This is a genomic window from Streptomyces sp. NPDC048257 (assembly GCF_043201855.1).
Taxonomy (GTDB): Bacteria; Actinomycetota; Actinomycetes; order Streptomycetales; family Streptomycetaceae; genus Streptomyces.
The window spans coordinates 157,339-182,989 of sequence record NZ_JBICZI010000002.1 but is presented as its reverse complement, the minus strand read 5'-3'; the positions used below and the strand labels follow the sequence as shown (position 1 = coordinate 182,989).

The 25,651-nt window shown below is 72.5% G+C and carries 16 protein-coding genes; 11 read left to right on the top strand and 5 right to left on the bottom strand.

The annotated features are described in order from the left end of the window. Nucleotides 1-80 precede the first annotated feature (80 nt). Entirely contained in the window at nucleotides 81-452 is a 372-nt protein-coding gene (locus tag ACGFZK_RS04830) for a low affinity iron permease family protein (RefSeq protein ID WP_393847408.1), read from the bottom strand. Between the two features lie 874 nt (nucleotides 453-1,326). Here ACGFZK_RS04830 and ACGFZK_RS04825 point away from each other — a divergent pair. Genes ACGFZK_RS04825 through ACGFZK_RS04810 form a run of 4 tightly spaced genes read left to right on the top strand, consistent with a single transcriptional unit; the run spans nucleotide 1,327 to nucleotide 11,486 of the window. After that, nucleotides 1,327-3,099 carry a fatty acyl-AMP ligase gene (locus ACGFZK_RS04825; RefSeq protein WP_393847407.1) on the top strand — a complete coding sequence of 591 codons (1,773 nt, stop codon included), beginning with the start codon at nucleotides 1,327-1,329 and terminating at the stop codon, nucleotides 3,097-3,099. Between the two features lie 32 nt (nucleotides 3,100-3,131). Continuing rightward, the gene (locus ACGFZK_RS04820) at nucleotides 3,132-9,461 is read left to right on the top strand and encodes an SDR family NAD(P)-dependent oxidoreductase (protein WP_393847406.1); all 6,330 of its coding nucleotides are present in this window, start codon (nucleotides 3,132-3,134) and stop codon (nucleotides 9,459-9,461) included. A 1-nt stretch (nucleotide 9,462) separates the two neighbouring features. Beyond that, complete coding sequence (locus tag ACGFZK_RS04815) at nucleotides 9,463-10,626, top strand: acyl-CoA dehydrogenase family protein (protein WP_393847405.1); 1,164 nt, start codon at nucleotides 9,463-9,465, stop codon at nucleotides 10,624-10,626. A 14-nt stretch (nucleotides 10,627-10,640) separates the two neighbouring features. After that, entirely contained in the window at nucleotides 10,641-11,486 is an 846-nt protein-coding gene (locus ACGFZK_RS04810) for an alpha/beta fold hydrolase (RefSeq protein ID WP_393847404.1), read from the top strand. 42 nt (nucleotides 11,487-11,528) lie between these two features. Here the strand turns inward: ACGFZK_RS04810 and ACGFZK_RS04805 are convergent, their stop codons facing one another. From ACGFZK_RS04805 to ACGFZK_RS04795, 3 genes are all read right to left on the bottom strand, one after another. Continuing rightward, on the bottom strand, nucleotides 11,529-12,548 hold the full coding sequence (locus tag ACGFZK_RS04805) for a TolB family protein (RefSeq protein ID WP_393847403.1): 1,020 nt from the start codon (nucleotides 12,546-12,548) through the stop codon (nucleotides 11,529-11,531). Between the two features lie 9 nt (nucleotides 12,549-12,557). After that, on the bottom strand, nucleotides 12,558-13,886 hold the full coding sequence (locus ACGFZK_RS04800) for an MFS transporter (RefSeq protein ID WP_393847855.1): 1,329 nt from the start codon (nucleotides 13,884-13,886) through the stop codon (nucleotides 12,558-12,560). A 116-nt stretch (nucleotides 13,887-14,002) separates the two neighbouring features. Next, nucleotides 14,003-14,911 carry a glycosyltransferase gene (locus ACGFZK_RS04795; protein WP_393847402.1) on the bottom strand — a complete coding sequence of 303 codons (909 nt, stop codon included), beginning with the start codon at nucleotides 14,909-14,911 and terminating at the stop codon, nucleotides 14,003-14,005. Nucleotides 14,912-15,300: 389 nt separating this feature from the next. Between ACGFZK_RS04795 and ACGFZK_RS04790 the strand changes: the two genes are divergently transcribed. Genes ACGFZK_RS04790 through ACGFZK_RS04760 form a run of 7 tightly spaced genes read left to right on the top strand, consistent with a single transcriptional unit; the run spans nucleotide 15,301 to nucleotide 24,902 of the window. Continuing rightward, nucleotides 15,301-16,401 (top strand): Gfo/Idh/MocA family protein, encoded by a 1,101-nt coding sequence (locus tag ACGFZK_RS04790; protein ID WP_393847401.1) that lies wholly within the window; start codon nucleotides 15,301-15,303, stop codon nucleotides 16,399-16,401. Between the two features lie 55 nt (nucleotides 16,402-16,456). Continuing rightward, on the top strand, nucleotides 16,457-17,494 hold the full coding sequence (locus ACGFZK_RS04785) for an NAD-dependent epimerase/dehydratase family protein (RefSeq protein ID WP_393847400.1): 1,038 nt from the start codon (nucleotides 16,457-16,459) through the stop codon (nucleotides 17,492-17,494). After that, entirely contained in the window at nucleotides 17,491-18,645 is a 1,155-nt protein-coding gene (locus tag ACGFZK_RS04780; RefSeq protein WP_393847399.1) for a DegT/DnrJ/EryC1/StrS family aminotransferase, read from the top strand. Before ACGFZK_RS04785 ends, ACGFZK_RS04780 begins: the two co-directional genes overlap by 4 nt. Further along, complete coding sequence (locus ACGFZK_RS04775) at nucleotides 18,642-19,412, top strand: NeuD/PglB/VioB family sugar acetyltransferase (RefSeq protein WP_393847398.1); 771 nt, start codon at nucleotides 18,642-18,644, stop codon at nucleotides 19,410-19,412. Before ACGFZK_RS04780 ends, ACGFZK_RS04775 begins: the two co-directional genes overlap by 4 nt. Next, on the top strand, nucleotides 19,409-20,524 hold the full coding sequence (locus ACGFZK_RS04770) for a DegT/DnrJ/EryC1/StrS family aminotransferase (RefSeq protein ID WP_393847397.1): 1,116 nt from the start codon (nucleotides 19,409-19,411) through the stop codon (nucleotides 20,522-20,524). Before ACGFZK_RS04775 ends, ACGFZK_RS04770 begins: the two co-directional genes overlap by 4 nt. A 32-nt stretch (nucleotides 20,525-20,556) precedes the next feature. Further along, on the top strand, nucleotides 20,557-23,856 hold the full coding sequence (locus ACGFZK_RS04765) for a DUF4082 domain-containing protein (RefSeq protein WP_393847396.1): 3,300 nt from the start codon (nucleotides 20,557-20,559) through the stop codon (nucleotides 23,854-23,856). Continuing rightward, a complete protein-coding gene (locus tag ACGFZK_RS04760; protein ID WP_393847395.1) occupies nucleotides 23,853-24,902 on the top strand; it encodes a glycosyltransferase in 1,050 nt (349 codons plus the stop codon). The genes ACGFZK_RS04765 and ACGFZK_RS04760 overlap by 4 nt, the downstream gene beginning before the upstream one ends. Nucleotides 24,903-24,919: 17 nt before the next feature. Here the strand turns inward: ACGFZK_RS04760 and ACGFZK_RS04755 are convergent, their stop codons facing one another. Further along, nucleotides 24,920-25,618 carry a hypothetical protein gene (locus ACGFZK_RS04755; protein WP_393847394.1) on the bottom strand — a complete coding sequence of 233 codons (699 nt, stop codon included), beginning with the start codon at nucleotides 25,616-25,618 and terminating at the stop codon, nucleotides 24,920-24,922. Between the last annotated feature and the right edge of the window lie 33 nt (nucleotides 25,619-25,651).

Below are 25,651 nucleotides of genomic sequence, written 5' to 3'. Positions count from 1 at the left end.
GAACGCCCACGGCCGAAGCCGCGCGGCGCGTCACTCGAAAGCGTCCCTTACGGGCGGCCGCTCGGCCCACGGGCGAACCGCTACTCGGTGTCTTCGATGCCGATGGCCTTGGCCAGGTCCTGGTGCGCGCGGCCCGGCTCGCCCTCGTACTGCTCCAGCAGGGCGGCGGCGATGGCGTCGAGCTTGAGCTGGATCGCGTGCTCGGCCCGGCGCTCGGAGTTCTTCAGCAGGGCCAGCAGGAGCAGGGCGACCGCGCCCATCGCGTCGCCGACCAGGTGTTGCCAGCTCGTGTCGAGGTGGGCCAGGTGGACCGCGATGAAGCCAGCCACCAGCAGCGCACAGAACAGGGAGAAGGAGGCGGAACTGGTGAAGTTCGATGCCAGCTCGGCCAGCTTCTCGAAAGGGCCGAGCCGCCCCTGGCCACTCTTCTCCGCAGGATGTTCGAAGGCCATGCTCAGGAGGTGCCCGTTCGCGCCGCACGCAATCCCTTCGGACCCGTCAAGCACCCGACCGGCCCAGATCAGACTAAATCCGGCGCACTGCCGGGAACGGCGTGGAAGAACGGCCGGATCGGTGTCCGTGCAGGTCGCGGATGGTGGCGGCGGCCGCGCCGGCCGTGGGGGCGACTCGCAGACCCTTCGCAGCATCGAGCAGATAACCCGCCGGATTGGCGCGATATCAGCCAATGAAACGATCAATTTCGCTCAGCAAGCATCATCTGCGGTCACCAGGCGTCGATACCGTCCTCCCCGTTCGGAGCCACGGCACCTCGACCCGGCCGCCGTCCACGATCGTCTGCGGCCGTCGGAGGTTGGCCGAAAATACCCTCACCTCCTCGAATTCGAAGGCAACTTCCGGCCATTGAATATGAGTTGACCGAATCACAGGACCCGACCTAAGGTTTGGACCAGTACTGCCCAGTACCCCTCTTCCAGCTTCGGCTGTTTTCCGTGCTGTACGCCGCACGAATATGGAACGCGCTCGCAGAACGACCGGACCTATGCGGAATGAGCCAATCCTTCCGCGCGTCCGCGCTGTGCTACGGATCGAAACTCACCGGAAGACAAGGTTGATGTTTGCGGATCAGGATGCGATTGACACCGGCTGCGTGACCTTGGGTCATTCGCCCCGGAGATCAGCGCACATCCCTGTCCGCAGATCCGTGGCCCCGCACAGACCGCTGTCGCCGTGAGCCCGGCGGCTCCGCCCTCCCCTTGAAGGGGTATCTCGCGCGGAGCGCGCTCGTAGAGCCGCGCGCCGCCTTCGCCATGTGCCTGCCGGCCGCACCCGGTGCGAACACCAGATCGGCTCTGAATGAGGCTGAGAATGCTTGACGAATCATTTTCGCTGTCGCCCACTGCCCTGGACGGAGTCCGCTTCGCAACCGTGGTCGACGCCCTGCGCGCACACGCTGAGCGCATACCCGACAACGATCTGTTCACCTTCCTCCCCGAGGGCGAGGAGGCCGAACCCTCCCTCACCTTCTCGATGCTCGACACCCGGGCGCGGGCCGTCGCCGCGACCCTGCGCGCGCAGGTGGAGCCGGGTTCCCGGGCGCTGCTGCTGTTCATGCCCGGCCAGGACTTCGTGGTCGCGTACTTCGGCTGCCTGTACGCGGGCGTCGTCGCGGTGCCCGCGTACCTGCCGCACCCCGGGCAGCGCGCGCGGGGGCTGCTCCGGCTGGCCGGCATCGCCGAGGACGCCCAGCCCGCGGCCATTTTGACCACCTCCGGCATACAGGCGGCCATCGAGACGTCGGCACGCGCGATTCCGGAGCTCGACGCAACGGCCTGGATAGCGGTCGACACGATTCCCGACGCGAGTGGAGCGGGATATTCCGTGCCCTCCCCCGATCCGGATTCCCTCGCGTTCCTCCAGTACACCTCCGGATCGACCGGTCAGCCGAAGGGCGTGATGGTCACCCACCGGAACCTCGCCCACAACACCGACCTCATCCGGATATCGCTCGACCTCGACGAATCGACGGTCGTCGTGGGATGGCTGCCGCCCTATCACGACATGGGACTGATCTCGATGATCGTCGCCCCGGCCATGCTGGGGATCCAGTCCGTTTCGATGCCCACCGTGGCGTTCCTGCAGAAGCCCGTGCGGTGGCTGCGTGCCCTCTCGAAGTACCGCGGCACCCTTTCGGCGGCGCCCAACTTCGCGTTCGATCTGTGCACGCGAAAGGTGACCGACGAGGAACGCGCTTCGCTGGACCTGTCGTCCTGGACCATTGCGACCAATGGCGCCGAGCCCGTTCGCGCGGACTCGATGAAGCGTTTCGCCGCGGCCTTCGCCTCCACCGGATTCCGCCCGGAAACCATCATTCCGGTCTATGGGCTCGCCGAGAGCACCCTGCTGGTGAGCGGCGCCCCGACCGAACAGCCCTGGATATTCCGGTCCTTCGACGAGAACGAGCTCGAAGCCGGTGTCGCACGGGCCGTACCGCAGGACAGCCCCGCCGCGCGCGTCCTCGTCAGCTGTGGCATCAGCCGGACCCTGGACGTCGCCGTCGTCGACCCGCAGAAGCACACCCGCTGCGCCCCGGGCGAGGTCGGCGAGATCTGGGTCGCGGGCGAGAGCGTCGCGGTCGGCTACTGGCAGCGCCCCGACCTCAGCCGGGAAGCCTTCGAGGCCACGCTGAGCGACACCGGACAGGGTCCGTACATGCGCACGGGAGACCTGGGCTTCCAGAGCGAGGACGGCCTGTTCGTCTGCGGCCGCATCAAGGACGTCATCATCGTCGGCGGACGCAACCACTATCCCCACGACATCGAGCGGACCTCCGAGAGCGCGCACCCCTCGATCCGCCCCGGCTGCGTGGCCGCCTTCGGCCTGACCACGGACGGCGAGGAGAGCCTGGTGGTCGCGGCCGAACTGCGCCCGGGCGCCGCCGACGGCAAGGACCGCGCGGAGCTGGAAGCCGTGGCCAACGCCGTACGGCACGCGGTGGCCCAGGAGCACCGGCTGACCGCACGGGACGTGGTCCTGCTGCCCGCCGGAACCCTGCCCAAGACGTCGAGCGGAAAGCTGCAGCGCGGGGAGACCCGGAAGGAGTACCTGGCCGGCCGGTCTCCTTGGAACGCGCAGCGCTGAACTCGAACCACAGCAGAACACAGGGGGAGCACATGTTGGACACAGAGCTGGAAACCTGGCTGCGCCGACGCGTGGCCGAGCTGGCCCGCCTCGGTTCGGGCGACGACATCTCGATCCACGAACCGCTGGCCGCCTACGGCCTTTCCTCGATCGACGCGGTCGCCCTCGCCGGCGAACTCGGCGCGCTCCTGGACCGGAAGGTCTCACCGACGGTCGCGTACGAATACCCGACGCTCCGGGAGATCCTGGACCACCTCCAGGGCAGGCAGCCGGGCCGGGGCGCGATCGCCGCGCCGCGCCGCGCGGCCACCGGGCCGTCCCACGACGAACCGGTCGCGATCATCGGCATGGGGTGCAGGTTCCCCGGAGCCGACGGGCCGGAGGCCTTCTGGGAGCTGCTGGAACGGGGCGGGGACGCCATCGGGCGGGTGCCCGACGACCGGTTCGCCCGCTGGGGCGGCGGCAACAGCGGCACGGACCGCGCCGGCCTCGGCGGCTTCCTGACCGGAGTCGGCGGCCTGGACCTCGACTTCTTCGGCATCAGCGAGCACGAGGCCGCCAAGCTCGACCCGCAGCAGCGGCTCATGCTGGAGGTCGCCTGGGAGGCCGTCGAGGACGCGGGCATCGATCCGTACGGCCTGGCCGGTTCCGCCACCGGCGTCTTCATCGGCATCTCCAGCTCGGACTACCGCGACGTACTGGCGAACTCGCCCTCGGCGGACGCCTACTCCCTGCTTGGCGGGGCTTCCAGCGTCGCCGCCAACCGGCTCTCCTACCTGCTCGACCTGCGCGGACCGAGCCTGGCCGTCGACACGGCCTGCTCCTCGTCCCTCGTCGCCGTCCACCTCGCGTGCGACGCGATCCGGCGCGGCGAGTGCGGCGTCGCCATCGTCGGCGGGGTCAACGTGATCCTCACCCCGGCGATCACCGAGGCGTTCGACAACTCCGGCGTCATGGCACCCGACGGGCGCTGCAAGGCCTTCTCCGCGCAGGCCGACGGCTACGTGCGCAGCGAGGGCGCCGGCGTGGTCGTCCTCAAGCCGCTGAGCGAGGCACTGCGCGACGGCGACCGCGTCTCCGCGGTGATCCGGGGTTCGGCGGTGACCTCCGACGGACGGACCAACGGCCTGCTGGCGCCGAGCCGTCAGTCGCAGGAGGAGGTCGTGCGCCGGGCGCTCACCCAGGCGGGCGTCGAACCGTGGGAGGTCGGCTACGTCGAGGCCCACGGCACCGGCACGGCGATCGGCGACCAGATCGAGGCGACCGCGCTGGGCAGCGTGCTGGGCCGGGGGCGCGCCGCCGACCGGCCGTGCGCCATCGGTTCGGTGAAGTCGAACGTCGGGCACCTGGAGGCGGCTGCCGGCATCGCCGGCCTGATCAAGCTCGCCCTGTGCTTCGAGCGCAACGCCCTGCCGGCGTCCCTGCACTGCGAAGAGCCCCACCCGGACATCGACTTCGACGGACTCGGGCTGCGCGTGCAGTCCTCGCTGCGGCGCTGGGAGTCCCCCGAAGAGGTCGGCGTGGTCGGGGTGAGCTCCTTCGGCTTCGGAGGCACCAATGCGCACGCGGTCCTCGGCCCCGCGCCCGAGGCGCCCGAGGCCGTGCTCGCGCAGCACCCCGTGCAGCTGCTGGCCCTGTCCGCCGGCACCGGGACGGCCCTGCAGGCACAGGTCACGGAGTACGCGGCGTGGGCCGACGGGCTGAGCGGCGACGAGGTGGTCCGCGGCGCGGCCGCGGCGACGCAGGTCCGGGGCCGGGGCGGCCCCCGCGGGCGGGACGTCCGCGCCGCCTTCGCCTTCAAGGACAAGGACGAGCTCCTCGCGCGCCTGCGGGAGCCGTTCACCGCCGAGCGGCACGTGGCGGACGAGGCGGGCGTCGTCTTCGTGTTCCCCGGGCAGGGTGCCCAGTGGATCGGGATGGGCCGGGCCCTGATCGAGTCGGAGCCCGCCTTCGACCTCGCCGTCTCGCGCTGCGAGCAGGCGTTCGCACCGTACGTCGACTGGTCGCTGCGCGAGGTCCTGACCCAGGAGGACGCCGCTCCGCTGCTGGAGCGGATCGATGTCGTCCAGCCCGCGGTCTTCGCGATGCAGGTCGGCCTGGCGGCGCTCTTCAGGTCCTGGGGCGTCCGCCCCGCCGGTGTCATCGGGCACAGCATGGGAGAGGTCGCGGCGGCCCACGTCTCGGGCGCGCTGCGCCTGGAGGACGCGGCGCGGATCATCTGCCGCCGCAGCGCGCTGATGATGCGGCACCGGGGGCAGGGCGCCATGGCGCTGGTCTCCCTCCCCGTGTCGGACGTGCGCAAGGCCCTGGAGCCGTACGGGGAGCGGCTGTCGCTCGCCGCGCACAACGGTCCGAGCACGACCATCGTGTCCGGGGAGACCGCGGCCGTCGACGAGTTCGTCGCCGCCATGGACGGCAAGGGCGTCTTCAGCCGGCGCGTCAAGGTGGACGTGGCCTCGCACTGCGCGCTGCTGGAGGACCTCCGCGAGGACCTGGTCTGCGAGCTCGCGGGACTGTCGCCGCGGGCCGCGACGATCGCCTTCCACTCCTCCCTCACCGGGGAGCGCTTCGACACCGGCTCGCTGGACGCCGAGTACTGGTGGCGCAACCTGCGCGAGCCGGTGCTGTTCGCCGACGCGGTCCGCGGGGCCGGGCTGGCCGGTCACCGCGTCTTCCTGGAGATGAGCCCGCACCCCCTGCTGTCGGTGTCGGTGGCCGAGTGCCTGGAGGACGAGGACCGGGAGGTCGCCGCCGTACCGGCGATGCGGCGCATGGACGACCGGGCCCCCTACGAGTCGGTCGCCGCGCTGTTCGAGGCCGGGTGCGAGGTCGACTGGACCACCTTCCACGGCGGCCGGCCGCGCGCCGGCACGCGGTTGCCCTCGTACCCCTGGCAGCGGCAGGAGCACTGGGTCGAGCCCGCGGGTCCGCGCTCGGAGGGGATCCTGGTCACCGGCTCGCTGCCGGTCATCCGTGACCACCGGGTGCAGGAGCGGGCCATCGCGCCCGCCGCCTGGATGCTCGACGCCGCGCTGCGGGAGCTCAACCCGGACCGGGTGGGCGGGTACGGGCTCAGCGACGTCCTGGTGACGAACTCCCTGGCGGTCGCCGAGGGCGAGTCCCGGCACGTACGGGTCTCCCGGCGGGTGCGCGCGGGCGACGAGCCGTTCCTGTCGGTCGAGAGCCGGGCCGCGGACGAGCACGGCGCCGCCTGGGAGGAGCACGTCTCCGCCGGCTGGTCGGCCACCGGGCCGGCGCCGGACCCGGTCGACCCGGCCGCGATCCTCCTGCGGTGCCCGCGGCGCGTCGAGACCGACGCGCTGTACGAGCACCTCGCGGCGTCCGGGCTCTCGTACGGGGACACCATGCGGATGGTGACCGAGATGTGGGTGGGCGACAAGGAGCTGCTCACCCGCCTCGCGCCGCCGTCCCCGCGGACCCTGGGCCGCCCGCTGCCGGCGGACGTCACGGACGGGGCGATGCAGTCCATCGCCGGGCTGTCCGTCGACGGCGAGGCCAGCGGCACCTTCGTCGGGTTCGGCTACCGCCGGGTCGACGTGTTCGCGCCGTGGTCCGGCCCGGCCCTGGCCCATGTGCGGCTGCTCGGCGAACTCGACGCGGACGCCGACACGTTCGACTGTGACGTGACGGTCCTCGGCCCCGAGGGGCAGGTCCTCGTGGAGTTCACGGGGGTTTCGCTCAAGCGGATGCGCAACCAGCACTCGATGCGGTTCTTCGCGGTGGACGCGAGGCCGCAGCCCCGGCCCGCCGAGTCGGCCGGGAGCCCGGGCGAGGTCGTCCTGCTCACCGGGGACGCCGAGCGGTGCGCGCCGCTGGTGGAGGAGCTGCGCAGGGGCGGCGCCACCGTCTCCGTCGCGGCGCTGCCCGGCGACGAGGACGGTCCGGCGTTCCTGGAGGCGCTGCCGGCCGGCGCGCGGCTGCTCGTCGTGGAGCCGGAGCGCGAGGCCTTCCTCGCGCTGTTGCGGAGCGCGGCGCAGAGCGGGTCGGCGACGCGTCGTGAACTCGCCCTGGTGAGCAGCGACGTCGCACTGCCCCCGCTGCTGCGCGCGCTCGAGCAGGAGACCGTGAGCTGGTCGGGGCGGGCGGTGCGGGTGGAGGCCGACGAGCTCCGGACGCGTGAACTCGCCCGGGACATCGCGGCGGAACTCGCGGTACGGCCCGACGCGTTCTGTGTCCGCTACCGGCACGGGGAGCGCACGCTCCCGTCCCTGACCCCGGTGGAGGCCGCCCCGGCCCCGGCGGAGCTGAGGCCCGGTGGCGTCTACTGGATCACGGGCGGTCAGGGCGGTCTGGGGTCCACCCTCGCGGTCACCCTCGCCCGCGAGGCGGGGGCGCGGGTGGTGCTCACCGGCCGCCGGGGGGAGGTCGACCCGCAGCTGGAGGAGGCGGTCGACGCCGCGGGCGGACGGCTGCTCTACCTTCAGGCGGACGTCACCGACGAGGCCGCCGTACGCCGCGCCCTGGACGAGACGCTCCGTCGTTTCGGCGCCCTGCACGGCGTGATCCACACCGCGGGCATCCTCGACGACGCGCTGATCGGGTCGACCTCGGCCGAACGCATGCGCACGATCATGGCGCCGAAGGAGCAGGGCGCCGGGATCCTGATCGACGCCGTGGCCTCGGAGGACCTGGACTTCATCGTCCTGTTCTCCTCCCTGGCCAGCCTGTTCGTGACACCGGGCCAGGGTGCGTACGCGGCCGGCAACGCCACGCTCGACGCGCTGACCGGCACCGTACGCAGTCGGCGCACGCCGGTGCGGTCGATCAACTGGGGCCCCTGGGCCGAGCTGGGGATGGTCGCGGACCCCCGGTACCAGCGCCGGCTCCTCGAATCGGGGCTGCACCCGATGTCTCCGGAGGCGGGGGCCGAGGCGTTCCTGCAGGCCCTGGCCGGCTCGCACCGGCAACTGGCGGTGCTGGACGTGCGCGACGAGGTCGCGGACGGACTGGTGGCCCGGTTCAACCGCGGGATCGGCGGGGCGGCGGCCCCGCGGGCCCGTACCGCGGGCACCAAGGGCGCGGAGGGCGGGGCGGGCTCCGCCGCCGAGTTCGTCCGGGCGGAACTGGCCCGGGCGCTGCGCCGCTCGCCGGCCGAGATCGACACCTCGGTCCGCTTCGACCGGCTGGGGATCGACTCGCTGCTCGCCGTCTCCCTCACCCGCAGGATCGGGGCCCACTTCGGGCTCGAACTGCCGGCGACCTTCATGTTCAACCACCGCACCGTGGACGCGGTCGGGCTGTACCTGGACGGTCTGCTCGGCTCGGCGGAGGCCCAGGGGCCGGACGGACGGTCCGACGCGCTGCCCGAGCCGCCGGCGGAGAGCGCCCAGGAGATCACCCTGGACGAGGCGGAGCGCCACAGCACCGTCCGCGGCTACACCGTCGTGGCGGGGCCGTCCGGGCTCGACATGCGCCTGCAGGACGTACCCGTGCGCAAGCCGGCGCCCAGCGAGGTGGTCATCGACGTGCACGCCGTCGGCGTCAACTTCATCGACGTCCTGGCGTCCACCGGCTTCCATCCCTTCCTCTCCGAGCCGCCCTTCGTCCCCGGCCACGAGGTGGCCGGTGTCGTGCACGCCGTGGGTGACGCGGTCGAGCACATCCGGCCCGGCGACCAGGTCATCGCGCTCACCCTGCAGGGGGGTTACGCGGCCCGCGTGACGACCGAGGCGTACACGGTGGCCCCGCTGCCCAGCGGAGTCTCGTTCACCGACGCGGTGGCCATGCTGATCAGCGGTCTCACCGCCATCGCCTGCCTGGAGCGCGAGGCGCGCGTGGACCCGGGCGACCGGGTGCTGATCCAGGCGGCGGCCGGCGCGACGGGAACGGCGTGCGTGCAGCTGGCGCTGCACCACGGAGCGACCGTCTTCGGTACGGCGAGCACCGAGGCCAAGCTGGACCACCTGCGGGCGCTGGGCGTCCAGTACCCGATCAACTACGTGCAGGCGGACTTCGCCGACGCCGTACGGGAACTGAGCCCCGATCAGGGGCTGGACCTCATCGTCGACTCGCTCTCCGGCGACGCGGTGGGCCGGGGCCTCGCCCTGCTGCGCTCCGGGGGCCGCTTCATCGAGATCGGCGCGGCGGGGGTGCTCGACCTGGCCGTCAACGGCCGGGACCTGTTCATGAGCAGCCGCTCGTTCTGCACCGTGAACGTGGGAGCCCTGGCGCGTGATCCGTCCAGGCTCCGGCCGCTGATGGACCGCCTCGTCGAGCTGATCGACACGGGCGTGTTCCGTCCCGCCGTGGGTGGGGTCTTCGCGCTCGAGGACGCCCCGAAGGCGATCACACAACTTCGCAACCGGGCCAACATCGGCAAGTTCGTCATCACCGTTTCTTAGGATGGTCGTGGAAGAATCACGCAGTCGATCAGAGTGGAAGCAGACGTTCCGCACGTTTGCCGATGAGGTGATGGCGCCGCACGTCCGCCGTTACGACGAGGAGCGGTCGTTCCCCGTCGCGATCCACGAACGGGCGGCGGCCGAGGGGATCCTCAACGCGGCCTTTCCCGAGGAGCTGGGCGGCGCCGGGCTCTCCTACACGGAGTTCGCCGAGGGCATCGGCGAGCTGTCGGCGGTCTGTCCGGGGATGACCTGGACGCTGGTGTTCAACCGCGGCGCCCTGCATCCCGTGGTCGCCGCCGGAACCCCGGAGCAGAAGGAGCTCTTCGTCACCCGGCTCCTGAAGGACAACGGGTACGCCGCACTCGGGCTCACCGAGCCCGAGAACGGCTCCAACCTGCTGGCGGCCGGCACCCGCGCCGTGCAGACGGAGTCCGGCTGGCTGCTCAACGGCGGCAAGTGCATGTCCGGGAACGGGTCCGTCGCCGATGTGTTCATCGTTCTGGCCAACACGGTGATGGACAACCGCAAACGCGGTCTGTCGTTCTTCGCCGTTCCGCGGGACGCTGCGGGGGTGACCGTGAGCGAGGACATCGACAAGGCGGCCTTCCGCTGCCTGTCCACGCCCTCGGTGACCTTCGAGGACGTGGCCCTGGAGCCGATCAGCCTGATCGGGCGGGCCGGCGACGGCGAGTTCCTGCTGAACGAGCTCCTCGCGACCATCCGGATCGGCGGGGCCGCCTGCGGAACGGGGCTCGTGGCCGCCATGCTCCGGGACGCGCTGACCTGGGTGGGCGAGCGCCGGGTGTACCCCGACGACCGCATGGACACCCTGAGCCACGTGCAGCTGACCCTGGGGCGGCTGTACGTGGAACTGTGCAGCGCGCGCAAGCTGCTGGAGGAGGCGACGAGCCTGGCCGACCAGGGGCTGCCCTTCGGCAAGGAGAGTTCCATGGCGAAGTACGCGGCCACCGAGCTCGCCGTGCGTGCCTCCAACGAGATCCTGCAGTTGTACGGGTGGCGGGGGATCGCCGCCGACTACGGGGTCGAGAAGCGCTGGCGGGACGCCCGCGCCCTCACGATCTTCGAGGGGTCGAGCGAGATCCAGCTGCTGAACGTGTTCCGTGAGATGCGCCGGCTGGCCACGAGCGAGGGAGGCCTGTAATTCCGTCCACCGATGTGACCACGGAGACCGTGCGCGCCGAGGACGGCGCCACGGCGGAGGTCCGGCTCCACCGCAGGCCCGACGAGCCGACGGCGCCGGTGCTGGTGTGCATGCCCGCCATGGGCACCAGGGCCGCCTCCTACACCCCGCTGGCGGAGGCCCTCGTAGGGGCGGGGTTCCAGGTGGCCGTCGGTGAGCTGCGGGGGCAGGGCACGAGCTCGGTCCACGTGCGGCGCGGGGTGCGCTACGGCTACCACGAGATGGTGGCGTACGACTACCCCGCGCTGTTCCGGGCGGTCGGGGCCGCCTTCCCCGGGGCGCCGCGCCACCTGCTGGGGCACAGCCTCGGCGGGCAGCTCGGCACGCTCTACCTCAGCCAGGAGCCGCACATGGCGGCGGGCGCGATCCTGGTGGGCGCCCCGTCCTGCCACTACCGCGGCTGGCCCTTCCCGCAGAGCCTGGGGATGCTCGCGGGGTTCCAGCTCGCGGCCGCGTTCGCCTCGGTGTACGGGTACTTCCCCGGCCGGCGCGTCAAGGTGCTGGGGAACGACTCCGCTCAGATCCTGCGGGACATGGCCACCCAGGCCCGAACGGGCCGCTACGACGTGCCGTCCTCACCGGTGGACTTCGAGCCCTGGCTGGCCAAGCTGGACCTGCCGGTGCTGGCGGTGGCCGTCCGGGGCGACGGCATGGCCCCGCCCGCAGGCGTGCGGGGGCTCTGCGACAAGCTCACGAGCGCGCGGGTGACGTACTGGGAGCTCGCGCTCGGTGCGGACACGCGAGGCAGCAGGCACTACGGGTGGATCCGCGACAACGCCGCACTCGTCGCACGGGTGCGGGCCTTCGTGGACGGGATCTGACCCCTTCCCCGATGCCCCGCTCCCCCGGTCCGCTCCGGCCCCTCAGCCGAGGCGGGCCGGCGAGGAGGCCCCCGGGGCCAGCAGCCGCGGGGCGCCGCTGCCGTCGGCGGGCACGGTCCACAGGTCCGTGCTGTCGGCGGCGCCGTCGGTGGGCAGGCCGTAGGCGAGGGTACGGTCGTCGAGCCAGGCGGCCTGGTCGTCCACGCTGCGCTTCTCGGCGAGCGCGTGCTCGCGCAGGGTCCCGAGGTCCATCACGTGCTCGCGCCACAGCGAGGCTCCGGCCCGGACCCGCTTCTTGTAGGCGATGCGCGTCTCGTCCGGGGACAGGGACGGGCATTCGACGTTCTTCGCGAGGGTGGTGACGCTGCGCCCGGAGATCGAGCCCTTGACCAGGTGGGTCTCGCCGCCGGTGGAGACGGTGGCGTAGAAGGTGTCGTCGTCCCTGGAGAAGGTGACCCCCCAGAAGTTCACGTCCTGGGCGCGGTAGTCCCTGCCGTCCATGGAGATGGCGAACTCCTCCAGGTTCGCCTCCAGCTTCCAGGTACGGGTGTCCACGATCGCGGTGCGGGTGGAGAAGAACGCGGCGCCGTAGGACTCGCCGGAGACGAAGACGGTCCAGGCGGCGAACCGGCCGCTGGGCGAGACCCGGGCCCGGCTGGGGGTGCCCGCGAGGGGGAAGCTGCGCAGCGTGCGCAGCTTCGCGTCGACGATCAGGGCCTTGTTGTCCTGGGCGAGCGCGCCCGGCTGGGAGCGCAGGCACACGCCCGTGCCCGCGGCCGCGTGGAAGCGCCGGCAGTCGAGTGCGGAGGCGGTGCGCTCGGACTCGGGCGCGTCGGCCGGGACCGAGGCGAGGGCCCCGCGGTGCGGACCCTGCCCGCCGTTGAGGAAGGCCAGGACGCCGGGCCGGTCGAGTGTGACGGATCCCGCGGCGACCTTCGGGCCGCCCGCCGACGGCTTGTCGTCGCGGGAGGCGGCGCGCAGCACCAGCGTGGCGGCGAGGCCCCCGAGCAGCAGTACCGCCACCGCGAGGACGAGCAGGCGGCGTGACAACGACAAGGTCATCTGGGGGCCTCACGGGCTTCGGTTCGGGTGGGGCGGGATGGCGTCCGGCGCCGCCGGACGCAGGACGAAGCCGGCGACGGCCGCGCAGCAGAGCAGGCCGGCCGCGGCGGCGGCCAGAGCAGGGCCGGTGCCCCACAGCGTCCACGCCCCGCCGAAGGCGAGCGAGCAGCCGAAGCGGGCCAGTGCCTGGCCGGTGCCGACCAGGGCCAGGCCGGTGGCGCGCAGCTCCCCGGGGACGGTGGCGGCGACGGCGGCGGGCAGCACTCCGTCGGTGGCGGCGTAGAACATGCCGTGCAGCGCGAGCACGAGGTAGGGCAGCGCCGGCCAGGCGGGGGCCCACAGCAACAGCCCGTAGCCGGCCAGCAGGAGCGCGTGCCCGGTGAGGAACACGGTGCGCCGGCCGATCCGGTCGGCGAGGGCCCCGGCGGGCACGGCGAGCAGCAGGAACACGGCGGCGGTGCCCAGCGGCAGGAGCGGGAACCACTGGTCGCCGATGCCGGTGCGGCGTTGCAGGAGCAGGTAGACGAAGGCGTCGCTGACGGTGGTCAGGCCCAGCAGGACGGCGCAGACGGCCAGGTTGCGCAGCCGGGGCAGACGCAGCAGGCCCAGGGCGTCGCGCAGGCGTACGGGGGCCGGTCGCTCGGCGGCGGCGGTGGTGGCGGCGGAGGGCCGGGGCGGGCGGGGTGTCCGGGGCCGGGTGCCACCGTCGCCGGGCGGGACGAAGAGCATGAGCACCAGGACGCCGAGCACCGCGACGCAGGCGCTGACGCCGAAGACGGCGTCGTAGCCGTCGACCGCGACGCTCAGGATGAGGAAGGCGGCGAGCGGGCCGAGCAGCGCCCCGGTGGTGTCCATCGCCCGGTGCACACCGAAGGCGCGCCCCTGTAACTCGGGTGGTGTGGAAAGGGAGATCAGTGCGTCGCGCGGGGCGGTGCGCAGTCCCTTGCCCGTGCGTTCCAGGGTGAGGATCACGCTGATCGGGCCCAGGCCGTGGGCGAACAGCAGCAGCGGTTTGCACAGGGCGGACAGGCCGTAGCCGATGCCGGCGATCAGCTTGTGGTTGCGGACGCGGTCGGCGAGGTGGCCCCCGGTCAGCTGCACCAGGGCGCTGACCCCGTTGTAGACGCCGTCGAGGGCCCCGAAGCCGAGGGGGCTCAGGCCCAGTCCCGCGATCAGGTAGAGCGGGAGGACGGCCGTGACCATCTCGGAGGAGATGTCGGTGATCATGCTGACCGTGCCCAGCGCGAGGACGGTCGAGGCGACCGCGGGAGCCCGGACGGGTCCCCGGTCCGGTGCGGGCTTCGTGCCCGTGGGCGCGGAGCGGTCCGCGAGGTACATGCTCTGGAGCTCCCGGTGCCGACGGACTGAGTTCACTCGAACGTGCGAGTGGAACCCTAATGGGTGTACGGCCCAACTGTGGTGCGTACAGCGGGACTCGGCCGCACGCCGCAGGCTCAGCCCTGCCGGCTGCTCTCGTCCCGCAGCCAGGTGGAGTAGTCCTGGTTGCGGATGGCCTTCCGGGAGCCGCGGCGGGCGGCGAGGGCGGCCACCACGAACACCACCACCGCCGGCAGCAGCGCCGGTTGGGCGCGCAGCAGGGCGCGCAGATCGGCCGTGCCGGTGCGCGCCGTCGGTGCGGCGGCCGGCGACGCGGCGGCGGCCTGCCCGGACACGGGCCGGGGCCCCGGCCCGGGTGCCTGCTCCGACGCCTGGAAGCGCTCGAACTCGGCGGAGGAGGTCGCCGCGCGGATCCGCCGCCTGATCAGATCGGACCAGGTGCGCGGCGGACGGACGACGACCCGGGCCTCCTCGACCACGCGCCGCTCCCCCGGCCCGAAGGCGAGGGACGCGGCCAGGTCGTCGGCCATCAGCGGCGGCAGCGCGGCGATCCGCGCGTGCCCCGGCTCGGTCACCGCGATGACCCCCCGGCCGAACAGGCCCTCACGGACGGCGGGCAGCCGCTGCCACACCCGGTAGTACGCCCGGACCGGCCAGGCGCAGCCGGCCAGCGGGATGTCCCGGCCGGGGGCCGCGGCAAGGAGGCCGGGGTTCCGGTCGAGGGCGCCCGCGAGGGCCCGTACATCGGCGGCCCCGACGACGACGTCGGCGTCCACGTACAGCCGGGGGAAGCCCCGCGCGTGCTCGTCGCCGACCCGAAGCGCCGTGTGTTTGGAGGGGGTCGGGATCTCCACCACGCGGACGCGGTCGCCGCGCCCGGCCGCCACGCGGGCGGTGTCGTCCGTACAGCCGTTGCACACCACGACGATGTCGGGCCCGGACGCCGAGGTGTCGGCCAGGAGCGCGTCGAGGAGCCGGCCGATGACCCGGCCCTCGTTGTGGGCCGGGATCACGATGCTGGTCACCCGGGCAGTATGCACGGCCGAACACCCGCTCCAGGCGATTACCTCAACTCTGCCCGGGGGTAAGCCCGGTGGACTAGATTGAGCGGCGCCGACCGGATTGGGCACGCTTCGGCGACGCCCGGATTCCGGAACGGGCGGGCCGTAGGAGACGGCCCGGGGCGGTAGGCGGTACGGGTTCGGCTGCTTGTGGGGAACAGGCGGCCGGCCGGGGGGCGAAGCACGCGAAGCACGTTGAGCATCGGTTGTGGGGGGCCATCACCGTTGAGCAGGTCACGCACGGAACGCGCAGGCGTCCGGGCTGCCGTCGACGGCTCTTCCCTCCATCACACGCGTCCCGGCGAGGAGTTGGCGTCACGCCGTTCGGCGTGCGCGGAAGGAAGGGGAACGCTGTGAAGGACACCGCGAAGGATGCGGGGCAGGGCGCCGGCGCCACCGGCCGGGGGTCCGCGGCCCCCTTAGGTGTCGCCGTGGTCGGCGCGGGTTACTGGGGCCCCAATCTCGTCCGCAACTTCCAGTCCAGTGAGCAGTTCCGGTTGCGGTGGCTCTGCGACCTGAACGTGGACCGGGCCCGGCAGGTGCTCGGCGGGTACTCCACGGTCCAGGCGACCGGCGACTACGCGGCGGTCCTCGCCGACCCCGAGGTCGACGCGGTCGCCGTGGCCACTCCGGCGGGCACGCATCTGGACGTCGCGCTGGCCGCCCTGCGCGCCGGAAAACACGTCCTCGTGGAGAAACCGCTGGCCGCCACGTACGAGGACGGGCTGCGGCTGGTGAACGAGGCCGAGGAGCGCGGCCTCACCCTGATGTGCGACCACACGTACTGCTACACCCCGGCGGTGGGCCGGATCCGGGAGATGGTCCGCTCCGGCGAACTCGGCGACATCCACTACGTGGACTCGGTACGGATCAACCTGGGGCTCGTCCAGAAGGACATCGACGTCCTGTGGGACCTGGCCCCCCACGACCTCTCCGTCCTGGACTTCATCCTCCCGGACCACGTCCAGCCGGTCGCGGTCGCCGCCCACGGAGCCGATCCGATCGGGGCCGGCCAGTCGTGCGTGGCCTATCTGACGCTCCAGCTGAACACCGGCGCCATCGCGCACGTGCACGTCAACTGGCTCTCCCCGACGAAGGTGCGCACCACCATGGTCGGCGGTTCCAAGCGCACCCTGGTGTGGGACGACCTCAACCCCACGCAGCGCGTCTCGGTGTTCGACCGCGGCGTGGACCTGAGCACCCCGCAGGAGATCGGCGCCGACGAGCGCCGGGACATGCTCGTCTCCTACCGGACCGGCGACATGGTGGCGCCCGCGATCGGTGAGAAGGAGGCCCTGCGCAGCATGGTCGAGGAGTTCGCCGCGTCCATCAGGACGGGCCGGGCGCCACTGACCGACGGCCGGGCCGGTCTGAAGGTGCTGGACATCCTGGAAGCCGCTTCCCGGAGCCTGGAGTTCCGCGGAGCGGTCGTCGGACTCCGCACCGGGCGTTGACCGTTCCCGGTCCGATCACACGCAAGACCACGACCGATTCAGTGGGGGCAGGGCGTTGAGCAGCGTACGAGGCAAGAGGATTCTGGTCACCGGAGGGGCGGGCACGATCGGCTCGCACCTGGTGGACCTGCTGGTGGACAACGGGGCACGCGAGGTCGTGGTGCTCGACAACTTCGTGCGGGGGCGGACGGCGAACCTGGCCCGCGCCCTGCCGAGCGGCGTGGTGGACGTCGTCGAGGGCGACATCCGCGACGTGGCCGCGGTGCGCAAGGCGACGGAGGGCGCCGAGCTGGTGTTCCATCTCGCGGCCATCCGGATCACCCAGTGCGCGGAGGAGCCGCGGCTGGCGAACGAGGTCATGGTGGACGGCACCTTCAACGTGCTGGAGGCGGCGGCCGCCGCCGGGGTGGGCAAGGTCATCGCCTCGTCCTCGGCCTCGGTCTACGGCCTGGCCGAGACCTTCCCGACCACCGAGCGCCACCACGCGTACAACAACGACACCTTCTACGGGGCGGCGAAGGCCTTCAACGAGGGGGTGCTGCGCAGCTTCCACTCCATGTACGGGCTGGACTACGTGGCGCTGCGCTACTTCAACGTGTACGGGCCCCGGATGGACATCCACGGGCTCTACACCGAGGTGCTGATCCGCTGGATGGAGCGGATCGCCGCGGGCGAGCCGCCGCTGATCCTCGGTGACGGCACGCAGACCATGGACTTCGTCCACGTCCGGGACATCGCGCGGGCCAACCTGCTGGCCGCGGAGTCGGATCTGACCGACGAGGTCTTCAACGTCGCGAGCGGGACCGAGACCAGCCTGCTCGACCTCGCGCTCGGCCTGCTGGAGGCGATGGGCGCGGACGGCCTGGTGCCCGAGCACGGTCCGGCCCGCGCCGTGAACGGGGTGACGCGCCGGCTCGCGGACACCTCGCAGGCCGCCGGGCGCCTCGGTTTCACCGCCGAGATCGACCTGCGCAGCGGGCTGCGGGACCTGGTGGACTGGTGGCGGGCCGAGCGGGCCGCCGACGCCGGTGCCCCCGCCGCCGACGCCGGTGCCCCCGCCGCCACCGACGCGGCCGCGGACACGGCCCGATGAGCGCCCCGGACGCAGCCACGGCCCGGATCCCGGTGATGGTGCCCTGGCTCGGCGAGGAGGAGGCGAAGGCCGCCGCCGACGCGGTGCTCTCCGGCTGGGTGGCCCAGGGTCCCCGGGTCGCCGAGTTCGAGCGGGCCTTCGCGGAGCGGGTGGGCGCCGAGCACGGCATCGCGGTGAGCTCGTGCACCACCGCCCTGCACCTGGCCCTGATCGCGCTGGACCTCGGGCCGGGCGACGAGGTGATCGTCCCCTCGCTGTCCTTCATCGCCACGGCCAACGCCGTGCGCTACGTGGGTGCGCGGCCGGTGTTCGCGGACGTCGAGGAAGCCACCGGCAACTTCACCCCGGCCACCGTGGACGCGGTCCGCACGCCCAGGACCAGGGCGGTGCTCGCCGTCCACCAGGGCGGGGTGCCCGCGGACGTGCACGCCCTGCGCGCGGCGTGCGCCGACTGGGACGTCGCCCTGGTCGAGGACGCCGCCTGCGGCATCGGCGCGACGGTCGGCGGCAAGTCGGTGGGCCACGGCGCACTGCTCGCCGCCTGGTCCTTCCACCCCCGCAAGGTGATCACCACCGGCGAGGGCGGCATGCTGACCACGGACGACGCACAGTGGGCCGAGCGGCTGCGCCGACTGCGCGAGCACGGCATGAACGTGTCGGCAGCGCAGCGGCACGCGAGCAGCAAGCCGATCGTCGAGAGCTACCTGGAGGTCGGCTACAACTACCGGATGACCGACATCCAGGCCGCGGTCGGCCTGGTGCAGCTCGGCAGGCTGGACGAGATCGTGGCCCGGCGGCGCGCGCTCGCCGCCCGGTACACGGAGCTGCTGAGCGGGATCCCGGGCCTGCGGCCGGTCCGCGACCCCGGTCACGGCCAGGGCAACTTCCAGTCGTACTGGGTGCTGCTGGCCGAGGACTTCCCCCTGGGCCGGGACGAGCTGCTCGCGGTGCTCTCCGGGGCCGGGGTCTCGGCCCGGCGCGGGATCATGGCGTCGCACCTGGAGCCGGCCTACGCGGACCACGGCGCGGCGGCGCTGCCGGTCACCGAGCGGATCAGCCGCGACTCCCTGATCCTGCCGCTGTTCCACACCATGACGCGGGAACAGCAGGACCGGGTGGTGGCGGTGCTGCGCGAACGGGCGGCCGGATGAGCGGCCCGCCGCAGCGGACCGAGGATCTGCTGATCGTCGGCGCGGGCGGCTTCGCGCGCGAGACCGCCCAGGCGGTACGGGACGCCGGCGCGGCGGCCGCCGCGTACGGCCGCGCCCCGCGGTGGCGGCTCGCCGGGCACCTCGACGACGATCCGGCCCTGCACGGCCGGCAGGTCGACGGGGTGCCGGTGCTGGGCGGCAGCCACCTCGTGCACGAGCTGCCGGCCGCCCGGGTCGTGGTCTGTGTGGGCAGTCCGCGCGACTACGCCGTACGGGCCCGGCTGGTACGGCGCCTGGGGCTGTCCGGGAACCGCTACGCGACGGTGGTCCACCCCACGGCCGTGGTGTCGGGGTCCTCGCTGCTCGGCGCGGGCTCGGTCCTGCTCGCGCACAGCGTGCTGACGGCCGCCGTCCGGGTCGGGTCCCACGTGGCGGTGATGCCGCACGTGGTGCTCACCCACGACGACCGGGTCGGGGACTTCGCCACGCTCGCCTCGGGTGTCCGCCTCGGCGGCGGAGTGCGGCTGGGGCGCGGGGCGTACGTGGGCGCGGGGGCGCTGGTGCGCGAGGGCACGACGGTCGGCGCCTGGTCGCTGACCGGTATGGGAAGCACGGTCCTGTCCGACGTGCCGCCCGGTGAGGTGTGGGCCGGGAGCCCCGCCCGCCGGCTGCGCGAGGCGGGTGGTCCGGCGCTCGACGAGCTGCGGGCCGACGGGGAGGAGACCGGCCGGTGGCCGGAGACACGGATGGGGAGCACAGTCGCATGAACCAGATACCGCTCGTCGACCTGAAGGCGGCGCACGCCGAGGTCGCCGACGCATTACGGGCAGGATTCGACCGTGTGCTCGCCGACACCGCCTTCATCGGCGGGGCGGAGGTCCGCGCGTTCGAGCGCGAGTACGCCGCGTTCGCCGGGGCCGGGCACTGCGTGGGGGTCGCGAACGGCACCGACGCACTCGAACTGGCCCTGCGCGCCTCCGGGGTGGGCGTGGGCGACGAGGTGGTGCTGCCGGCGAACACCTTCATCGCCACCGCGGGCGCCGTCGCCCGGATCGGCGCCCGGCCGGTGCTGGTCGACTGCCTCCCCGACACCCTGCTGATGGACTCGCGGGCCGCACTGGAGGCCGTCGGCAGGGCCACCCGCGCGGTGGTCCCCGTCCACCTCTACGGGCAGTGCGCCGCCACCGCGGAGCTGGCGGCCGGGCTGCCGTCACACGTGAAGATCGTCGAGGACGCCGCGCAGAGTCAGGGCGCGACCCGCGACGGCCGCTCCCCCGGCAGCGGGGGCATCGCGGCGACCAGCTTCTACCCGGGCAAGAACCTGGGCGCGTACGGCGACGCGGGCGCGGTGGTGACCGACGACGAGGAGCGCGCGGACCTGGTCCGGGCCCTGGCCAACCACGGCGGCGTCGCCAAGTACCGGCACGACGTGGCCGGGTTCAACAGCCGGCTCGACGGTCTGCAGGCCGTGGTCCTGCGGGCGAAGCTGGCCCGGCTGGCGGAGGGGAACGAGGCTCGCCGGGCCGCCGCCGCCCGCTACGACGGGCTGCTGGGCGACCTCGCCGCCTCCGGGCGGGTCACGCTGCCGGTCACGGCGGAGGGCAACGTCCACGTGTGGCACCTGTACGTCGTCCGGGTGGCCGGAGCCGACCGTGACGCCGTCGTCGGCAAGCTCAACGCGGAGGGCATCGGTGCGGGTGTGCACTACCCGGCCCCGGTCCACCTCACCCCGGCCTTCGGTCATCTCGGCCACGGCCGGGGCGACTTCCCGCACGCCGAAGAGGCGGCGGACCGGATGCTCTCCCTCCCCCTCTTCCCGCAGATCACCGCTGCCCAGCAGCAGCGGGTCGTGGACACCCTCCGCGACGCCCTGCGCTGACCCCGCGCGCTCACGCAAACAATGAGGTCCAGATGAACAGACGGACAAGGTTGCTCCGTTACGGTCTCTTCACCGTGGTCGCGGCCTTGACGGCCACGGTCCTGCCGCCGGCGGCGGTGGCCGGCGCGGCCGATCCCTGCGGTCCCACCACGAACGCCATCGTGTGCGAGAACTCCAAGCCCGGCACGCCGAAGGAGGACTGGTTCGCACCCAGCGCCTACGGCGACATCAAGGGCTTCCCGGCCCAGACGAGCGTCCAGGCCGGCGAGAGCGTGCAGTTCAAGGTCCAGTCGCCGACGTCGTACAAGGTCTCGGTCTACCGCCTCGGCCACTACGGCGGCAGCGGGGCACGCCTGATGTCGACCGCGGCCCAGGCGGCCCAGACCTACCCGGCGAACTTCGCACCGGGCGGGAACCCGGCGGCCTGCGCCAAGAAGGCCGCCACCGGCCTGGTCGACTGCGGGAACTGGCCCGTCACCGCGACGTGGACCGTGCCGGCCGACGCTGTATCCGGGCTCTACGTCGTCAACTTCGACCAGGCGGACGGCAACGGCGTGATGCCCTACCCGTTCGTCGTCCGCAACGACTCCAGCCACTCCGACATCGTCGTGCAGACCAGCGACCAGACCTGGCAGGCGTACAACAACTACGGCGGCCAGGACCTGTACGACGGCGGCGGCCCGGCCCCGGACGGGCGGGCGTACGAGGTCAGTTACAACCGGCCCATGGACATCGGCGGGGACAACGGGATCTACGGGTCCGAGTTCCAGATGGCCGCGTGGCTGGAGCGCAACGGCTACGACGTGAGCTACATGTCCGGCATCGACATGTCGGTCCGGGGCGGCACCCTGCTGCGCAACCACAAGGTCTTCCTGTCCTCCGGGCACGACGAGTACTGGACCCAGGAGCAGTTCACGAACGCGCTGAACGCGCGCCGGGCCGGAGTCCACCAGACGTACTTCAGCGGCAACGAGGTCTTCTGGAAGACCCGCCTCGCGCCGAGCATCGACGGCGCCAGCACCGCCAACCGGACGCTGGTCTCGTACAAGGAGACCAAGCTGTCCTTCCCGCAGCCCAACGGCATCCCCGACCCGAGCGGGATCTGGACGGGCACCTTCATGGACCCGGCCAGTGCCACGAACGGACGGCCCTACCAGCCGCAGAACCAGCTGACCGGTTCGATGTTCAGCGTCAACGGCTACCGCAGCGACGCGATCACGGTGCCCGGCACCTTCGCCAAGCAGCGGCTGTGGCGCAACACCACGGTCGCGAACCTCACCCCCTCGCAGACCGCCACGTTCCCCACGGGCACGCTCGGCTACGAGTGGGACAGCGACGTGGAGAACGCCAGCCGGCCCGCCGGACAGATCACGATGTCCTCCACCACGGTGGACATCGAGGACGGCAAGCTCCTGAAGGACTACGGCAACACCTACGGGAACGGCACCGCGACGCACAGCCTGGTGGCCTTCCGCGACCAGACCTCGCACGCGCTGGTGTTCGGCGCGGGCACGGTGCAGTGGTCCTGGGGCCTGACCAACATGCCGACCGGCAACCCGGACGACGCGGTGGTCACCGAGGACAAGCGCATGCAGCAGGCCACGGTGAACGTGTTCGCCGACATGGGCGTCCAGCCCAAGTCGCTGCAGAGCGACCTGGTGGCCTCCAGCGCCTCCACGGACACCGTGGGTCCGGCCGTGGCCGTGACCAGCCCCTCGGCGAACGCGACCGTACCGGCGCTGCGGCCCGTGACGATCACGGGCACGGCCGCCGACACCGGCGGCGGCGTGGTCGCCCGGGTGGAGGTGTCCACCGACGGCGGTACGACCTGGAAGGCGACCACGGGCCTCGGCTCGTGGAGCTACAAGTGGACCCCGACCGTCCCGGGCGCCGCGCAGATCAAGGTGCGCGCGGTGGACGACAGCGTGAACATCGGCGCCACCACCACGGTGCCGCTGACCGTAGGGCCCCAGCAGTGCCCCTGCACGGTGTGGCCGGCCGCGGCCGTGCCGGGCACCGTCAACGCCGGTGACGGCAGCGCCGTCGAGCTCGGCGTCAAGATCCGCTCCTCGGTGGCCGGTTCGATCACCGGGGTCCGCTTCTACAAGTCCCCCGCCAACACCGGCACCCACACGGGCAGCCTGTGGAGCAGCGCCGGCCAGCGCCTGGCCACCGGCACCTTCACCAACGAGACGGCGTCCGGCTGGCAGCAGCTGAACTTCGCCACGCCGGTGCCGGTCAAGGCGAACACCACCTACGTCGCCTCCTACTTCGCCCCGCACGGCGGCTACTCCTTCGACACCACCTTCGCTGCCGGCGACGCGGGCCTGGCTCCCCTCACCGCGCTGAAGAGCGGCACCGACGGCGGCAACGGCGTCTACCGCTACAGCGGCACGGGCGGATTCCCGTCCACCGCCTCGTCCGGCAGCAACTACTGGGTGGACGCGGTCCTGGACACCGCCACCGCGAGCACGACCCCGCCCACCGTCACCGCCACCTCGCCGCAGTCCGCGGCGACCGGCACCCAGATCACGGCGGCGGTGTCGGCCACCTTCAGCAACGCCATCGACGCGGACACGCTGGTCTTCTCCGTGAAGGACTCCGGCGGCGCCGCCGTCCCGGGCACCAAGGTGCTCGGCGCATCCAACAGCGCGACCTTCACCCCGTCCACCGAACTGGCCCTGAACTCCGCCTACACGGCGTCCGTCCAGGCCTCCGACCTGTGGGGCAACGCCATGGTGGCGCCCGTCACCTGGAACTTCACCACCAGCGCGAGCCCGCCGACGGTGAACTGCCCGTGCACCCTGTGGAGCGGCGCCGCGACGCCGAGCACCGCCAACGTGGGTGACGACGCCAACTCCGCGGAGCTGGGCACCCGTTTCCAGTCCGCGGTGAACGGCTACATCACCGGTGTCACCTTCTACAAGGGCCCCGGCAACACCGGCACGCACACCGGCAGCCTGTGGTCCGCCTCCGGCACCCTGCTGGCCACCGGCACCTTCGGCAGCGAGACCCTGACCGGCTGGCAGCAGTTGCAGTTCGCCACGCCGGTGCCCGTCACGGCGGGCACCACGTACGTGGCCTCGTACCACGCACCAAACGGCAACTACTCGGTGGACGGCGGCTACTTCACCGGCGCGCACCGTTCCTATCCGCTGGTGGCCCCGGCCGACACGGCCGGCAGCGCCAACGGGCTCTACACATACGGGGCGGCCACCGCCTTCCCGACGAACACCTTCGGCTCGGTGAACTACTGGGTCGGCCCGATCTTCACCACCACCGCCCCGGCCGCCTCGCAGGAGGGGCTGTCCACGGAGGTGAGCGGGCAGTGAGCACCATCAGTGTGGTGATCCCCTGCTACAAGTACGGCCACTTCCTGGCGGACTGCGTCAAGAGCGTGCTGGACGAGCAGGAGGGCGTCGACGTACGGGTACTGATCATCGACGACGCCTCGCCCGACGACTCCGCGGAGGTCGCCCGCGCGCTGGCGGCCGCCGACCCCCGGATCGAGGTACGGGTCCACGAGAGCAACAAGGGGCACATCGCCACCTACAACGAGGGGTTGCTGGAGTGGGCGGACGGGGACTACGTCGCCCTGCTGTCCGCGGACGACCGGCTGGTCCCCGGGGCGCTGGTGCGCGCGGCGGCCCTGCTCGACGCGCACCCGGAGGCGGGCTTCTGCTACGGCCGGCCGCTGCGCTTCCGGCACGGCGGGCCGCTGCCCGCGGCCCGGACCCGGAGCACCGGATCAGTGGTCTACCCCGGACGGTGGTGGCTGGACCGGCGGTTCCGGGAGGGCACCGGGTGCATCACCTCACCCGAGGTGGTCGTGCGCACCAGCCTCCAGCGCAAGGTCGGGGGGTACGACCCGGAGCTGCCGCACGCCGGTGACGTCGAGATGTGGATGCGGCTCGCGGCGCACGCCGACGTGGGTTACGTCCGCGGGGCCGACCAGGCCTTCTACCGGGTCCACGGCAACAACATGTCCACCACGGACTTCGGGGGGCAGCTCGACGACCTGCGCCAGCGCCTCGTCGCCTTCGACTCGGTGCTCGACAAGTGCGGCGACCTGCTGCCGGGGTCCGACCGGCTGGCGCTGTCGGCGCGCACCCGGCTCGCCCGGTACGCGCTGCGGCGTGCCTACCGGGCGTACGACCGGGGGCGCACGGCGGTGGTACCGGTGGACGAGCTCGTGGAGTTCGCGGCCGAGTGCCTGCCCGAGGACTACACCTCGCTGGCCGAGTACCGGGCGCTGCTCAGGCGCCGGCGCATCGGGGCGCGCACCATGCCCTACCTCCAGCCGCTCGTGCTCTCGGCCGTGGCCGACCGCGGGCGGGAGTGGCTGTGGTGGCGTTCCTGGAAGCGCCGAGGAATCTGATGGTCCCCGCGTTCGGCTCAGCGGGCCGCCCCGGCGAGGGCGGCCCGCTCGGGCTCCTCGGCCCGCACCACCGGACCGGCGTCGGCGGCGGCATCGCGCCGGCGCCGGCTCCGGCGTGTCAGGAGCCGGTCGGTCCACAGGGCCGCCACCACTGCGCCGAGCCCGCCCAGCAGGGCCGCCCCGGCCAGCCCCCGGCTCTTGTTGCCGGTCTGCACCGCCGCGGTGGGCGGTACCAGGAGGGTCACGCTCATCCGTGCGGAGTCCGGGACGCCCTGCTGCGTCTGCAGGTCGGTGAGGTGCTTCGTGTAGATCTCGATGATCTTCCGGACGGCCGTGTCGGCGGCGGCCGCGTCGTCCTGCTCCGCCTGGATCTGGAGCGAGGGGATCAGGTAGCGGGGGGTGACGCTGGTTCCGCTGTTGCGCGGGATCATCCGGTACGTGCCGTGCACGCCCGCGGCTCGGAGCTCCTGCGTCCCGGCGGGCGAGTCCAGCTGCTGCACGGCCGCGTAGGAGACGGCGGCGAGCGGCGGTTGCAGATTGGCCAGTTGGTTGGGCTGGTTGTCCGTCACCGGCGGCTTGAGCACGACGATCGCCGTGCTCAGGTACGTCTGGGTGGGGTGCAGCACCTGCACGGCTCCGGCCGCTGTCAGCACCGCCGCCACGACCAGGACGTACCAGCGCCGACGCAGCGCACGGATCAACTCACCAGGCGACACAGGGATTCCTTCCGTTGTGACCGATCTTTCCAG

Bases quoted from the DNA above. Each gene is read 5' to 3' on its own strand.
- ACGFZK_RS04830 (WP_393847408.1), bottom strand. From the start codon at position 452: ATGGCCTTCGAACATCCTGCGGAGAAGAGTGGCCAGGGGCGGCTCGGC.
- ACGFZK_RS04825 (WP_393847407.1), top strand. From the start codon at position 1,327: ATGCTTGACGAATCATTTTCGCTGTCGCCCACTGCCCTGGACGGAGTC.
- ACGFZK_RS04820 (WP_393847406.1), top strand. From the start codon at position 3,132: ATGTTGGACACAGAGCTGGAAACCTGGCTGCGCCGACGCGTGGCCGAG.
- ACGFZK_RS04815 (WP_393847405.1), top strand. From the start codon at position 9,463: ATGGTCGTGGAAGAATCACGCAGTCGATCAGAGTGGAAGCAGACGTTC.
- ACGFZK_RS04805 (WP_393847403.1), bottom strand. From the start codon at position 12,548: ATGACCTTGTCGTTGTCACGCCGCCTGCTCGTCCTCGCGGTGGCGGTA.
- ACGFZK_RS04800 (WP_393847855.1), bottom strand. From the start codon at position 13,886: ATGTACCTCGCGGACCGCTCCGCGCCCACGGGCACGAAGCCCGCACCG.
- ACGFZK_RS04780 (WP_393847399.1), top strand. From the start codon at position 17,491: ATGAGCGCCCCGGACGCAGCCACGGCCCGGATCCCGGTGATGGTGCCC.
- ACGFZK_RS04775 (WP_393847398.1), top strand. From the start codon at position 18,642: ATGAGCGGCCCGCCGCAGCGGACCGAGGATCTGCTGATCGTCGGCGCG.
- ACGFZK_RS04770 (WP_393847397.1), top strand. From the start codon at position 19,409: ATGAACCAGATACCGCTCGTCGACCTGAAGGCGGCGCACGCCGAGGTC.
- ACGFZK_RS04765 (WP_393847396.1), top strand. From the start codon at position 20,557: ATGAACAGACGGACAAGGTTGCTCCGTTACGGTCTCTTCACCGTGGTC.